15 protein-coding genes are annotated in these 13,928 nt (G+C 33.1%); 6 read left to right on the top strand and 9 right to left on the bottom strand.

The window, feature by feature from the left end:
- The first annotated feature begins 27 nt into the window (after positions 1-27).
- The 5 genes from M666_RS10550 to M666_RS10530 all read left to right on the top strand — a co-directional run bounded on the left by M666_RS10550 (position 28) and on the right by M666_RS10530 (position 6,465).
- A complete protein-coding gene (locus M666_RS10550; protein WP_151198044.1) occupies positions 28-423 on the top strand; it encodes a hypothetical protein in 396 nt (131 codons plus the stop codon).
- A 187-nt stretch (positions 424-610) separates the two neighbouring features.
- Positions 611-1,183, top strand: a complete 573-nt coding sequence (locus M666_RS10545; protein WP_029445824.1) for a cob(I)yrinic acid a,c-diamide adenosyltransferase — start codon at positions 611-613, stop codon at positions 1,181-1,183.
- A gap of 128 nt (positions 1,184-1,311) precedes the next feature.
- Positions 1,312-1,536, top strand: coding sequence for a DUF2795 domain-containing protein (locus M666_RS10540; RefSeq protein WP_013551418.1), 225 nt, complete (start codon positions 1,312-1,314; stop codon positions 1,534-1,536).
- 176 nt (positions 1,537-1,712) lie between these two features.
- Positions 1,713-5,075 carry a preprotein translocase subunit SecA gene (secA, locus tag M666_RS10535; RefSeq protein ID WP_029445823.1) on the top strand — a complete coding sequence of 1,121 codons (3,363 nt, stop codon included), beginning with the start codon at positions 1,713-1,715 and terminating at the stop codon, positions 5,073-5,075.
- 388 nt (positions 5,076-5,463) lie between these two features.
- Positions 5,464-6,465, top strand: a complete 1,002-nt coding sequence (locus M666_RS10530; protein WP_226989902.1) for a sensor histidine kinase — start codon at positions 5,464-5,466, stop codon at positions 6,463-6,465.
- A 134-nt stretch (positions 6,466-6,599) separates the two neighbouring features.
- On the opposite strand, the gene M666_RS10525 is transcribed toward M666_RS10530, so the two are convergent.
- The 6 genes from M666_RS10525 to M666_RS10500 form a co-directional block, all read right to left on the bottom strand.
- Positions 6,600-6,830: a hypothetical protein gene (locus M666_RS10525; RefSeq protein ID WP_029445821.1), complete on the bottom strand. Its 231-nt coding sequence runs from the start codon at positions 6,828-6,830 to the stop codon at positions 6,600-6,602.
- Between the two features lie 571 nt (positions 6,831-7,401).
- Positions 7,402-7,644 (bottom strand): hypothetical protein, encoded by a 243-nt coding sequence (locus M666_RS10520; RefSeq protein WP_029445820.1) that lies wholly within the window; start codon positions 7,642-7,644, stop codon positions 7,402-7,404.
- A 420-nt stretch (positions 7,645-8,064) separates the two neighbouring features.
- Positions 8,065-8,307: a hypothetical protein gene (locus M666_RS10515; protein WP_029445819.1), complete on the bottom strand. Its 243-nt coding sequence runs from the start codon at positions 8,305-8,307 to the stop codon at positions 8,065-8,067.
- A gap of 417 nt (positions 8,308-8,724) precedes the next feature.
- Positions 8,725-8,967, bottom strand: coding sequence for a hypothetical protein (locus M666_RS10510; protein ID WP_039325626.1), 243 nt, complete (start codon positions 8,965-8,967; stop codon positions 8,725-8,727).
- 417 nt (positions 8,968-9,384) lie between these two features.
- On the bottom strand, positions 9,385-9,627 hold the full coding sequence (locus M666_RS10505) for a hypothetical protein (RefSeq protein ID WP_029445818.1): 243 nt from the start codon (positions 9,625-9,627) through the stop codon (positions 9,385-9,387).
- A gap of 178 nt (positions 9,628-9,805) precedes the next feature.
- On the bottom strand, positions 9,806-10,492 hold the full coding sequence (locus tag M666_RS10500) for a peptidoglycan DD-metalloendopeptidase family protein (RefSeq protein ID WP_029445817.1): 687 nt from the start codon (positions 10,490-10,492) through the stop codon (positions 9,806-9,808).
- A gap of 124 nt (positions 10,493-10,616) precedes the next feature.
- Here M666_RS10500 and msrA point away from each other — a divergent pair, with 124 nt between their 5' ends.
- Positions 10,617-11,282 (top strand): peptide-methionine (S)-S-oxide reductase MsrA, encoded by a 666-nt coding sequence (gene msrA, locus M666_RS10495; RefSeq protein ID WP_029445816.1) that lies wholly within the window; start codon positions 10,617-10,619, stop codon positions 11,280-11,282.
- A gap of 1 nt (position 11,283) precedes the next feature.
- On the opposite strand, the gene M666_RS10490 is transcribed toward msrA, so the two are convergent.
- From M666_RS10490 to M666_RS10480, 3 genes are read right to left on the bottom strand one after another with little or no spacing between them, the layout of a single operon-like run.
- Entirely contained in the window at positions 11,284-12,810 is a 1,527-nt protein-coding gene (locus tag M666_RS10490; protein WP_029445815.1) for a hypothetical protein, read from the bottom strand.
- Positions 12,788-13,372 (bottom strand): hypothetical protein, encoded by a 585-nt coding sequence (locus M666_RS10485; RefSeq protein ID WP_029445814.1) that lies wholly within the window; start codon positions 13,370-13,372, stop codon positions 12,788-12,790. Before M666_RS10485 ends, M666_RS10490 begins: the two co-directional genes overlap by 23 nt.
- The gene (locus tag M666_RS10480; RefSeq protein WP_024479934.1) at positions 13,356-13,913 is read right to left on the bottom strand and encodes an RNA polymerase sigma factor; all 558 of its coding nucleotides are present in this window, start codon (positions 13,911-13,913) and stop codon (positions 13,356-13,358) included. Before M666_RS10480 ends, M666_RS10485 begins: the two co-directional genes overlap by 17 nt.
- Positions 13,914-13,928 lie beyond the last annotated feature (15 nt).

The following is a 13,928-nucleotide window of genomic DNA, read 5'->3' as shown; positions in this document are numbered from 1 at the left end:
TTCGTGTATACTTTGGTGACCAAAGGTTTGTATAAAAAAGATAAGTACACCTCTATAAAATCTTTAAACACCGCTTTAAAACTAATAGATTATTTTAAAATTTCTGAGATAAATCTTAAGGATCAGAACGAAACTTTTAAAGCGCTGATAACAGAAAAATTTCCGAATATAGGTCTGGATAATAATTCTGAATCCTTTATATATTTAGACAACCTATCAGACAAAAATGTACTGTTTCTTAAAGAATTGGAGAGATTCAACAACGATACCCTGATTTACATCAATAATATCAACAAAAATTACGCTCATTGGCAAGCACTAATTACGCTTGAAAAAATAAAAGTGAGTATTGATACTTTTCATGGCGGAATTCTATTTTTTAGGAGAGAGCAAGTAAAAGAACATTTTAAGATTAGGATATAATCCAGTAATTTTAGACTAAATACGATTACAAATGAAATACACCCTTTACATACTATTTGTCGTCTTTGCCGTAATTTTTGTAATGAATCTTCTCAAGAATAAGAAAAGAACCAAAGAGCGAAAAAATCGCAGGTTTATGGACCGTAACAAGCGCTAAGCGCAGTACTAATTATTTTAAAAATAGCTCATGAAAATTTATACAAAAACTGGCGACAAAGGAACTACAGCACTTTTTGGAGGAACTCGAGTAGCTAAACACCATATTAGAATTGAAAGTTACGGTACCGTCGATGAGCTAAATGCATGGATTGGTATGATAAGAGACCAAGAAATAGATCAACATTCTAAAGACATCCTTACCCATATTCAGCATAAATTATTTATTGTAGGCGCTGTTTTAGCAACAGACCCAGAAAAGGCGATTTTAAAAAATGGTAAAGAACGTTTAAATATTGATAAAATCAGTGATGATGATCTTTCACTTCTAGAGCATGAAATGGATACCATCGAAGCGAAGCTACCGCAAATGACACATTTTATATTACCCGGTGGCCACACAACTGTGTCATACTGTCATATTGCCAGAACTGTATGCCGTAGAGCAGAACGTATCGCGTCACATTTAAATGATACTGAACCGTTTGAACCAAATGTCTTGCGGTATCTAAATAGGCTATCAGATTATCTTTTTATGTTGGGTCGCGGTTTATCTGCACATTTAAACGTTGAAGAAATAAAATGGATTCCAGAAAAAAAATAAAAGTAACAAATTGTTAATCAGCAGAATAACAATATATTCAAAAAATAATTTATTAATAACTATCAAAAAACTTGGATATATCATTTTAAAATTTATTTTTGCAAAAAATTAAAATTAATACCACTAACATGTATTGGACTTTAGAATTAGCATCTTACTTAAGTGATGCACCTTGGCCAGCTACCAAAGACGAATTGATCGATTACGCAATTAGAACCGGAGCTCCACTAGAGGTTGTAGAAAATCTACAGTCTATGGAAGAAGAAGGCGGTGAGATTTACGAATCTATCGAAGAAATTTGGCCAGACTACCCAACGGAAGAAGATTACCTCTGGAACGAGGACGAATATTAAAATATTAACGTAATAACATTAAAAAAGTCTCATTTGAGGCTTTTTTTTTACTTAATTTTGAACTTGAGTGACAGCATTACTGATTATGTTGTTGATTATAGTTCATTCTGTCATGTTATTCCGCTAAAATACCTTTGGTATGGTTATAGCATAGATTAAAAAAAATAATTTACCGTATGAGTTTTTTAAATTCTGTTTTAAAAGTTTTTGTAGGCGATAAGGCTAAGAAAGATGTCAAAGAGCTACAACCTATCATAGATAAGATTCATTCTTTCGAAAAAGAACTTGCTAATCTGAGCAATGATGAAATTCGAAATAAAACCCTTTCTTTCAAAGCACAGCTTAAAAATGACACACAAGTCATTAATGATAAGATACAAGCCCTTGAAGTTGAAGTAAAAAACTCAAAGGATATTGATAAGAACGAAGATATCTACGCAGAAATTGACGGACTGAAAAAAGAAGCTTACGAAATTTCTGAAAAAACCTTAAAATCAATTTTACCAGAAGCTTTTGCTGTGGTAAAAGAAACTTCTAAGCGTTTTGCGAATAATACAACCATAGAAGTTACTGCTTCTGAATATGACCGGCAACTTTCTGGAACTAAGGATTATGTTTCTTTAGAAGGAGATAAAGCCATCTGGAAGAATTCTTGGAATGCTGCAGGTAAAGAAGTTACTTGGGACATGGTACATTATGATGTGCAACTTATTGGAGGTATTGCTTTGCATGAAGGTAAGATTGCAGAAATGCATACGGGAGAAGGTAAAACCTTAGTGGCTACTTTACCATTATATTTAAATGCCTTAACCGGTAACGGAGTACATCTAGTAACTGTAAATGATTACTTAGCCAAGCGTGATAGCGCGTGGATGGCTCCTATCTTTCAATTTCATGGTATTACCATAGAATGCATTGATAACCACCAGCCAAATTCTGACGGAAGACGTGCTGCTTATAATGCCGATATTACCTATGGTACCAACAATGAATTTGGATTTGACTACCTAAGAGATAACATGGCGCACACGCCAAGTGATTTGGTGCAACGTCCTCATAATTTTGCTATTGTTGATGAGGTGGATTCTGTTTTAGTGGATGATGCACGTACACCATTAATTATATCTGGTCCTGTGCCCAAAGGAGATATTCAAGAATTTGATCAATTAAAACCTAAAGTAAATGATATTGTTTCTTTACAAAAACAGTATTTAACTGGCGTTTTAGCAGAAGCAAAAAAACTAATAGCCTCGGGTGATACAAAAGAAGGTGGTTTCCAATTATTAAGAGTACACCGTGGACTACCAAAAAATAAAGCATTAATTAAATTCTTAAGTGAAGAAGGCGTAAAGCAATTACTTCAAAAAACTGAGAACTATTACATGCAAGATAACAACCGTGAAATGCCTAAGGTAGATGAAGAGCTATGGTTTGTTATTGATGAAAAAAATAATCAGATAGAGCTTACTGAAAAAGGGGTAGAACACATTTCTGGTGAACAAGATCCTACCTTCTTTTTAATGCCAGATATAGGCGGAGAAATTGCTAAAATTGAAAATCAGCATCTTGATGTTGAAAAAGAAGCGGAGCTTAAGGAAGAACTTTTCAAAGAATTTGGTGTTAAAAGTGAACGTATACATACCTTAAATCAACTATTAAAGGCCTATACTCTTTTTGAAAAAGATGTAGAATATGTAGTAATGGAGAATAAGGTAATGATTGTTGATGAACAAACAGGTCGTATCATGGACGGTCGTCGTTACTCAGACGGTTTACACCAAGCAATTGAAGCTAAAGAAAATGTAAAAATTGAAGCCGCTACACAAACCTTTGCTACGGTGACTTTACAAAACTACTTTAGAATGTATAATAAGCTTGCCGGTATGACAGGTACAGCTATTACAGAAGCAGGAGAATTTTGGGAAATCTACAAACTAGATGTTATGGAGATCCCTACCAACAGACCTATTGCTAGAGATGATAGAAACGATTTGATTTATAAAACAAAACGTGAAAAATACAATGCAATTATAGACCAAGTAACAGAGCTTTCTGCTGCAGGTAGACCGGTCTTAATTGGTACAACTTCTGTAGAAATTTCAGAACTTTTATCACGTATGCTTAGTATTCGTAAAGTACCACATAATGTACTGAATGCTAAAATGCATAAAAAAGAAGCAGATATCGTTGAAGAAGCTGGTAAGGCTGGTATTGTTACGATCGCAACAAACATGGCTGGTCGTGGTACTGATATTAAATTATCAGATGCTGTTAAAAAATCTGGTGGTTTAGCCATTATCGGTACAGAACGTCATGATTCACGTCGTGTAGACCGTCAATTAAGAGGTCGTTCTGGTCGTCAAGGAGATCCAGGAAGTTCTCAATTCTATGTCTCTCTTGAAGATAACTTAATGCGTTTGTTTGGCTCTGATAGAGTTGCTAAAATGATGGACAGAATGGGCTTAGAGGATGGCGAAGTTATCCAACATTCCATGATGACAAAATCTATTGAGCGAGCGCAGAAAAAAGTGGAAGAGAATAACTTTGGCGTACGTAAAAGATTATTGGAGTATGATGATGTAATGAATGCACAACGTGAGGTTGTTTACAAACGTCGTCGTCATGCCTTACAAGGAGAACGTCTAAAGGTAGATATTGCCAATATGATCTATGATACTTGTGAGGTTATTGCAGAAACCAACAAAAACGCAAGTGACTATAAGAACTTTGAATTTGAATTAATTAAATATTTCGCTATTACCTCTCCTTTAACAGAAGAAGAGTTTTCTAAGAAGAGCGTACAAGAAATAGCTTCTTTATTATATAAGAACGCCTACCAACATTACCAAGATAAAATGGAGCGCAGTGCTACCGTTGCTAACAGGGTAATTAAGAATGTGTATGAAGATGAGGCTAATAAATTTGAACGTATTGTAGTTCCTTTCTCTGATGGAATTAAAACGTTTAATATTGTTACCAATTTAAAAGAAGCATATGAAAGCGAAGGGAAGCAATTAATTACAGATTTTGAAAAGAACATCACCTTAGCAATTGTTGATGATGCTTGGAAAGTTCATTTACGTAAAATGGATGAATTAAAACAATCTGTACAACTTGCTGTTCATGAACAAAAAGACCCTTTATTAATCTATAAGTTTGAAGCTTTTGAATTATTTAAAGGGATGATTGAGAAGGTAAATAAAGAAGTTGTAGCATTTTTATACAAAGGAGAAATCCCTAATGGAAATGACACAAACATTCAAGAAGCCAAAACAATTAGTGAGCCTAAAGAAAACTTAAACGTTAGTAAAGAGGAAGTTTTAAATAGCGATGAGCTTGCTGCACAGAACCGTGCTGTAGGTCAAAATCAAGGAAGCAGACCCGCCATTACGGAAACAATTACGCGTGAAGCACCAAAGATTGGGCGTAATGACCGTGTAACTATTAAAAATGTAATGTCTGGAGAAAGCAGAACTGTAAAATTTAAACAAGCAGAGCCACTTCTTTCAAAAGGAGAATGGGTAATTACAGAGCATTAATTTTTATATAAATCATATTCTAAAACGACAGCTTATTAAGCTGTCGTTTTCGTTTTTAAACAAATTTCATTTAGAGTTTTACATAAGATTCTTTGTATTTTGATGGTATTATAGAGAAAATACTTATCTTAATGCTTGGAAATTCCACCTGTTAAGGAAAATTATTAGCAGTAAAACTAAATAAATGGCTCACCAACAACGCCTTAAAACCAAAAAAAACCTCATTTTAAGAGTAAATTACATTTCCTCTGCCCTATCATTAGTGTTTGGTTTCATGTGTATTTACTTCCTAAACATTACAGAAGTAATTCCGTACGTGTTTTTTTTATTTTCATTATTAAACTTAGCAAACACCTTTGCCTTTAAAAAACACCAGAACTTATCCTTGATGTATAACGTTACATCACTCGTAACGCTGTTTAGCTGTATTGTTATTACCTTATTTAGTGGAGGTATAAACAGCGCATTTATTTTTGTCTTAGGTTTAGTTGTTTTTGCCGGCTATGTAACCACAAAACGCTATGGAGAGGTTTACCTTTATAGTGCTTTCATTATTGTTACCTTAATCTATTTTCAATCTATCTTAAGTCTTCCTTTTGTTAGGAATGTAGTTCCCGAAGCTTCGCAAGATCTTTTTAATTTTATTAGCATTCTATTCTCCTTATATATACTAGGTGGTGTATTTGGTAAGATATTAGTAAAAACACATTACAACTTATACCGATCTAAACTCGAAGTTGAGCAAAAAGTACGTGAGAAAGAAACACTTATTAAAGAGGTGCATCATCGGGTAAAAAACAACTTACAAACCGTATCCAGTCTTCTAAGCTTACAAGCTAGAAACATGAAAGACGAGGAGATGAAGAAAATGATTAAGAGTAGCCAGAATAGAGTAAACTCCATGGCTATGGTTCATGAAATGTTATACATGCGTGAAGATTTATCAAAAATTGAATACAAATCTTATGTAGAAGAATTAAGTGATTATCTCGTACGCTCTATAAAAGGCACCGATAATAGAATAAAAGTAGCTATTGACATTATTGATATAAACCTTGGAATAGATACAGCAATACCCTTAGGGCTGCTTATTAATGAAGCCATTACAAACTCTTTAAAATATGGTATTAAAGATAATGGTGAAGGAGAGATCAGTATCGCTCTTAAGAAAAGTCAAGATGAAAAAGATTATGTTTTAAATATTGGTGATAATGGTGATGGCTACGAAGAGAGTATTACACCACAAACTACTACATCACTTGGATTAAAACTTATTTACAATCTTACAAGACAACTGCAAGGTTCTATATTAAAAGATTGTACTAAAAAAGGAACCAACTATATTATAACCTTCAAGGAAATTGGTCAAAACTTCCAACCAATTGGATAAGCCATTTACTTTCTAACGCTTATTTACCTTCACTTTTAAAGGCTTTAACATTTTAGCCGTATTTTTCGTAGCTGCCATTACAGCAACAACAATAGATAAAGAAAATACTAGTACTACTATAGATACCATCATAATTACGCTAATTTAGATTTGTTTGCTTTGGTATAAAAAGATAATTCTTTTTTTACTTTATAATTTCTATCCATATATAAACGCGCAATTTTCGTTTCATTACTATTTAAGGTAGTTTCTACAGTTGGCGCCACTAAAACAACGTTTGCTGTTTGTGTAGCTACTTTTGCTTCTTGTGCTTGAGCAAATAGACCGATAAAAAGAACAAATAAAATAGTTAAAATAGATTTCATGACTTGGGTATTACACTGTAAAGGTACTACCAACTTCAAATGCATTTCGTCGATTTTCGCCCAATACCATGTATCTATCGGTGACTGTAAATTATCTAGATGTAAAGAACTTTTTGTCCGTTAACGGTAATTCAACTAAAAATAACTCATCGTAATAATAGGTACTTTATCGGAATACTACCCTCTCCTGCAGCACTAATCAAATTTATAAAAGAACAATAAATAGTTTTTTCATTTACCCCCTTTTAATGAGAACCTCAACTAAGAGTCTCAAATTTTCAACATCCAGAAATTATATCTGTTAGATTAAAATCCATGTAGCAGTGCTGTAAGAAGTAAATCAGATTAATTATCGAATAACGAATACAAACACGATCTTAAACAAAAAAAGATTCCTTATCAGGAATCCTCAGAACAAAAGTTCCTTTAAAATTTAATTTTCAAATATATGAGCAGTACTATTTTTTACTCCCAAGAAGCATTTGCTTCATTCTTGAAGCCGTCGCTATATTCATTCTAATAATATTAAGAAACGTAAATGCTATTACTACTATTAATGATACTTCCATAATTATGCTAATTTAGATTTGTGTGCTTTTGTATAAAAAGACAATGCCTTTTTTACTTTATAATTTCTATCCATGTATAAACGAGCAATTTTCGTTTCATTACTATTTAAGGTAGTTTCTACAGTTGGCGTCACTAAAACTACATTTTCCGTTTGTGCAGCAACCTTCACTTCTACTTTAGCATCTTGTGCTTGAGCAAATAGACCGATAAAAAGAACAAATAAAATAGTTAAGATAGTTTTCATGACGTATGTTTTACACTGTAAAGATACTACCAAGCCAAAGCGTATTTCGTCGGTTATCGCTCGATATCGTTTATCTATCGACGAATGGATCATATTGTTATGTGAACAAAATCGGAAGAGATATACGGTATAAAACTAGACTTCTATCATCGTATTTATTGGTATTTAAACGATGCTTTAAAACTCAAATAATGGCCGACTAGTACCAAAAAATCAGGTTTACCAGCTATTTTATTGCATTGAAATACGATATACGCTTAGTAGCGTTAAAATAACTACATAAGAGTTACATCTCATGGAGTATCACTTTAAAATAAAGTAGAAAGATAAAATTGTGTAAAGTTGAAGCGCTTATAAAAAAGTTGGTAAACGCATGAAGAATAGTTGTAAAAAAAGTCGGTATGAATAAAGAACTTATAATTATGCTAATTTAGTTTTGTTGGCTTTTGTATAGAATGACAATGCTTTTTTTACTTTATAATTTCTATCCATGTATAAACGAGCAATTTTTGTTTCATTACTATTTAAGGTAGTTTCTACAGTTGGCGTCACTAAAACTACATTTTCCGTTTGTACAGCAACCTTCACTTCTACTTTAGCTTCTTGTGCTTGAGCAAATAGACCGATAAAAAGAACAAATAAAATAGTTAAGATAGTTTTCATGACGTATGTTTTACACTGTAAAAATACTACCAAGCCAAAGCGTATTTCGTCGGTTATCGCTCGATATCGTTTATCTATCGACGAATGGATCATATGGTTATGTGAACAAAACCGGAAGAGATATACAGTATAAAACTAGACTTCTATCATCGTATTTATTGGTATTTAAACGATGCCTTAAAACTCAAATAATGGCCGACTAGTACCAGAAAATCAGGTTTACGCTATTTTATTGCATTGAAATACGATATACGTTGAATAACGTTAAAATAACTACATAAGAGTTACATCTCATGGAGTAATACTTAAAATAAAGTAGAAAGATAAAATTGTGTAAAGTTGAAGCGCTTATAAAAAAGTTGGTAAACGAATGAAGAATAGTTGTAAAGAAAGTCGGTATGAATAAAGAACCTATAATTATGCTAATTTAGATTTGTGTGCTTTTGTATAAAAAGACAATTCCTTTTTTACTTTATAATTTCTATCCATGTATAAACGAGCAATTTTTGTTTCATTACTATTTAAGGTAGTTTCTACAGTTGGCGTCACTACAACTACATTTTCTGTTTGTGCAGCAACCTTCACTTCTACTTTAGCTTCTTGTGCTTGAGCAAATAGACCGATAAAAAGAACAAATAAAATAGTTAAGATAGTTTTCATGACATATGTTTTACACTGTAAAGATACTACCAAGCCAAAGCGTATTTCGTCGGTTATCGCTCGATATCGTTTATCTATCGACGAATGGATCATATGGTTATGTGAACAAAACCGGAAGAGATATGCAGTATAAAACTAGACTTCTATCATCGTATTTATTGGTATTTAAACGATGCCTTAAAACTCAAATAATGGCCGACTAGTACCAGAAAATCAGGTTTACGCTATTTTATTGCATTGAAATACGATATACGCTGAATAACGTTAAAATAACTACATAAGAGTTACATCTCATGGAGTAATACTTAAAATAAAGTAGAAAGATAAAATTGTGTAAAGTTGAAGCGCTTATAAAAAAGTTGGTAAACGAATGAAGAATAGTTGTAAAGAAAGTCGGTATGAATAAAGAACCTATAATTATGCTAATTTAGATTTGTGTGCTTTTGTATAAAAAGACAATTCCTTTTTTACTTTATAATTTCTATCCATGTATAAACGAGCAATTTTCGTTTCATTACTATTTAAGGTAGTTTCTATAGTTGGCGTCACTAAAACTACATTTTCTGTTTGTGCTGCAACCTTCACTTCTACTTTAGCATCTTGCGCTTGAGCAAATAGACCGATAAAAAGAACAAATAAAATAGTTAAGATAGTTTTCATGACTTGGGTTTTACACTGTAAAGGTACTACCAAGCTAAAGTGTATTTCATCGATTCTCGCCCAATACCGTTTATCTATCGGTGAATGTAAATTATCTAGATGTAAAGAACTTTTTGTCCGCTAACGGTATTTGAACGATTATTCTATCACCGTAATTATTGGCATTTAAACGGTATTCCTATGACCCTATTTTTAATAGAAGATTAGGATCAGGACAGTTATTGCTATAAAACTCCAAATCATTACCATTACATACCCCTGGATAGTCTCCGAAATAAGCTCCAATAGAATTTATAATTTGAAAATGTAGGTGTGGTGCATAATTAACATTGATATCTGGAGTCCCTAAATAACCTATACAAGCTCCTGCTTTAAAACGGGCTCCAACTTCTAGATGCCTAATAGTCTCTAAAGACAAATGCCCATATAAGGTATAGAAGGTTACTTTATTAAGGTTATGCTTCAAAATAATCGTAGGACCATAATCTCCCACAGTATCATTATTCTTAAAACTATGAACTATACCGTCTATAGGAGCTAGTACTTTAGTACCTGCAACACACCAATAATCTATTCCTAAATGAATATTTCTGGCGGTATGTTGTTCTTTAGAAAAGCTGGACTTATCAGCATACAGATTTCTTTTTTCTAAATACCCGCCATGAGCAACTTTGGCATTGTTTGCAGAAAGGATCGTATTTATATACTGTTGACACTCATTTGGATCTGTAATAGCGATATTATCTAGTAATTGATTGGTCGTAGATAAATCTAAGGCACAATATTTAGCCAAAGGGATACTTTCATCCAGAATAGGAATACTTGTTTTGGAATATTCTATTAATACGTTCTCTAATTCACTCATATCGTTAGCAGCAAAAAACCTATCTTAACCTCGGAAGTATGAATTTAATAATTAATTAACAACTTGCACAAGAGGTTATACGTAAGTAAATTTAAAGGTATCCCACTAATAATAAAAAAACAATATGAACTATTTGAAAATTACTTTTATTGGTCTCTTAGCCTTAGCCACCACGAGCTGTCAATCTAAGACAAGAGAAACTAAAAATACTCCTATAACTACTGAAGCTTCCGCTCAAGATTTGTCTTCTTATGAAAGTGCCTATTTTGCTAGTGGTTGTTTCTGGTGTGTAGAAGCTATTTTTGAAAGTGTAAAAGGTGTTAAAGAGGTTATCTCTGGTTATTCTGGCGGAAAAGAAAAAAATCCTACCTATGAGGCTGTTGGTTATGGCAGAACAACACATGCAGAAGCCGTTAAAGTATATTACAACCCTAAAGAGGTAAGTTTTGAAACCTTAGTAAAGGTATACTTTGGCTCTCATGACCCAACAACTGTAGACGGCCAACGTCCTGATATGGGAAAACAATATAGATCTATTGCCTTTTATAAAGATGATCGTGAGAAAAAAATTATTGAAGCTTATATGGCTAAATTAAAAAATGATAAGGTCTATAACAAGCCATTAGCTACAGAGGTTACCAAATTTGAAATCTTTTATGATGCAGAAGATTATCACCAAGATTATGAAAAAAAACACCCTGACAATTCTTACATTAAAGGCGTATCTGTGCCAAGATTAAAGAAATTTCAAAGTAAATTTCCAGAGTTAATAAAGAAAAATTCTCATTAAACTATTCTAAAACTACGGTACTATACTTAGCATTAATGGTTAAGTTTTTAGCCGTATTTTTTGAAATATGATAGCCTCTACTCAAGGTTCTCCTATCGTTTTTGGTTTTCACTAAATGTAATATAGTAGGTGCTATTAATTTAGAATTCTCCCCATTTACAGTAATTGTAAATGGGGATATTGGTAGCTCACAACGAAGCGTTCCGTTTTGCACAGAAACATCTATAGCTGAGAAATCTTTATTTACTTCATGAATAGCTAAAGACCCAAAATTATTTTCCGCAAAAATATTCTGCAACAAATGCCCTATAGAAACTTCTGATGATGTTGCACTTAGGGTAATATTCTTAGCGGTATGTATAGACACCTTATCAGAATAGCTTACTTTTAACTTACCATAATTCCAATTTTGAATATTGATCGGTGAATATGAGGCATCAATTTGTGTTTGAGCACCATCAATACTATTTCCGTACAATCCGGCATAGGCAAAAGTTCCGTGAATATTTTTTGTGTTTTCTGCAAGCTTAACTTCGCCATGACGTACATTTAATTTAAGAGTTACGGACTTCGGCATTTTTATCTTAATATACTTTTTTACTTTTATTTTAGAATTACTACCCTGTGCATTAGACGATTGGTAATATACATTAGGCATCGTAAAGTAACTAAATGATATCGAATCATTAAGAATCGTATCTATTCTTCTACCTGTAAATTGGTGCATTTTATGTTGCGATTTGGCTTTCAACGCTTCAAGCAGCGCTCCTCTCCTTTCTTTATGCTCTGCTCTACGCTCCTCTAAGAGTTCTTTTCTTTCTTCTAATTCACCCAAACGTTCCGCACGGGCAGCGGTCAATTTTGCCCGGCGCTCTTCATAAGCACTTTCTCTAGCGCTCATCATTTCTTGCCTTATTTTTTCTGCCTTATGCTGTTCGGATTCTACCTTTTTTTCCAATTCTTTAAATGCTTTCCTATCTTTTTCAGAAAAGCCCTCATCAAGCTCTTTTTGCCACTTTTTCATATAAGCATCTCCCTCTTTTTTAAAGGCTTCGAAATCAAATTCTGGAACATTTATTCTAGGAATTTCAGGAAACTCAAGAGAATCTAGCATAAATGTCAGTTCCGCTATTTCTGGCAATTCTTCTATCTCTGGCAATTCAAACTCATTAAAATCCCATGAACTTTTAAATCCGCCTGGAGCATGAAGCGTCGTCCAAGAATTCTGCGCTCCAGAAGTAATAGATATTTGACGACTATTCCCGGTAATATTTAATTCATTTTGTTTGAAATACTTTTCCATATCTTTTGGAGAAGCTCCTTCTATGGCGATTACCACTTCAATTTCTACTTGGTCCTTATTCCATGTTTCAAACTCAATATCTGTATGCGATGTATTGAGGTTTATAATGGCATCCTTATTCACGTTATAATTTTCAATATACGTTTTAGTTTGTTTTTGTGCCGCTACAGAAGCAACGGCAAACAGAAACGCTATTAGTAATTTATATGCTGATTGCTGTTTCATTTTTTGATGATTTTAATTCGTTTAATGTATCTTTTAGTTTTTGCAACAACCGTAAACGCAACTGTAGATTTTGAATTAATGCAGAAATAGTTTGATCATTTGGCCCTATGGTATTTAATTCTTTATTCAAACGCTGATATTCAATATTTAAATCTGCCAACCGTTCCATGAATCCATCTACAAGATCTTTATTCTCCTGAGACACCTCTAGTTTTGCCAACTCTAAATTAATGGTAGCCAAGTAGTAATTCTCTACTTTTTTAAGGTCCGGAGATAAATCTCCCAAAGATATTTCTTGAAGATCAGTTTTTGAAGCTGATTTTACTAAGGTGGTACCTTCCTTAGATAGCCCTATTTCTTTGTTTACAAAGAAATATACCCCAATACTGATCATGATAAAGAGTACTGCTGCAATTTTCACAAAAAAGAGTATAGGTCTAGGTTTGCGTTCTGGAAATTCTTGATGCAAGCGTTCAGAAAAGCGCGCTCTATGTCCAGAATTTAACCTAGGCTTCTCTTGCTCTTCAGCATCCTTACAAAGCGTTCTAAGATCTTGATTCATATTCTTTCTTCTTTAATTTATCTTTTAAATAAGCTTTTCCTCTCATTAATTGCGTTCTGCACGTTGTTTCATGAATACCTAAAATTTGAGCAATTTCAGCATGATCATATCCTTCTAGTAAGTAGAGCAGTAACACATACCTATATTTCTCAGAAATAGTATGTATAGCCGTCCGTACTTCTTCTATCGTAATTGACGCTTCTATGTTCCAATCCTCATCTTGAACCACAAGTATCTTATTTTCTTCTAACGGAACATGCTCCGTACGCTTTGCCTTTAGAAAATCTATACTCTTATGAACCACAATTTTTTTTAACCATGCACCAAATGTTACCTCTCCTTTAAACTGATGAATTTTTTGAAAAGCTTTAATAAATGATTCCTGCAAAACGTCTTCTGCATCATCACTATTTCTCACAAATCTCATCACTACGCAAAACATACCATCACAGTACTTATCATAGAGTTTCATTTGCGCTCTACGATCGTTAGCCTTGCATTGCTCAATTAAATCTGTTTGGAATTTTAACAATTTTTCCAAGTTGGTTTATAGTTG

The organism is Cellulophaga baltica 18, from assembly GCF_000468615.2.
In the GTDB taxonomy this organism is placed as follows: domain Bacteria; phylum Bacteroidota; class Bacteroidia; order Flavobacteriales; family Flavobacteriaceae; genus Cellulophaga; species Cellulophaga baltica.
Note: the sequence above shows the minus strand (reverse complement) of the source record. Positions and strands in the feature narration are given on the sequence as shown.

Coding starts and splice junctions, on each gene's coding strand:
- M666_RS10545 (WP_029445824.1), top strand. CDS start 611: ATGAAAATTTATACAAAAACTGGCGACAAAGGAACTACAGCACTTTTT.
- M666_RS10540 (WP_013551418.1), top strand. CDS start 1,312: ATGTATTGGACTTTAGAATTAGCATCTTACTTAAGTGATGCACCTTGG.
- secA (WP_029445823.1), top strand. CDS start 1,713: ATGAGTTTTTTAAATTCTGTTTTAAAAGTTTTTGTAGGCGATAAGGCT.
- M666_RS10530 (WP_226989902.1), top strand. CDS start 5,464: ATGTATAACGTTACATCACTCGTAACGCTGTTTAGCTGTATTGTTATT.
- M666_RS10525 (WP_029445821.1), bottom strand. CDS start 6,830: ATGAAATCTATTTTAACTATTTTATTTGTTCTTTTTATCGGTCTATTT.
- M666_RS10520 (WP_029445820.1), bottom strand. CDS start 7,644: ATGAAAACTATCTTAACTATTTTATTTGTTCTTTTTATCGGTCTATTT.
- M666_RS10515 (WP_029445819.1), bottom strand. CDS start 8,307: ATGAAAACTATCTTAACTATTTTATTTGTTCTTTTTATCGGTCTATTT.
- M666_RS10510 (WP_039325626.1), bottom strand. CDS start 8,967: ATGAAAACTATCTTAACTATTTTATTTGTTCTTTTTATCGGTCTATTT.
- M666_RS10505 (WP_029445818.1), bottom strand. CDS start 9,627: ATGAAAACTATCTTAACTATTTTATTTGTTCTTTTTATCGGTCTATTT.
- M666_RS10500 (WP_029445817.1), bottom strand. CDS start 10,492: ATGAGTGAATTAGAGAACGTATTAATAGAATATTCCAAAACAAGTATT.
- msrA (WP_029445816.1), top strand. CDS start 10,617: ATGAACTATTTGAAAATTACTTTTATTGGTCTCTTAGCCTTAGCCACC.
- M666_RS10490 (WP_029445815.1), bottom strand. CDS start 12,810: ATGAAACAGCAATCAGCATATAAATTACTAATAGCGTTTCTGTTTGCC.
- M666_RS10485 (WP_029445814.1), bottom strand. CDS start 13,372: ATGAATCAAGATCTTAGAACGCTTTGTAAGGATGCTGAAGAGCAAGAG.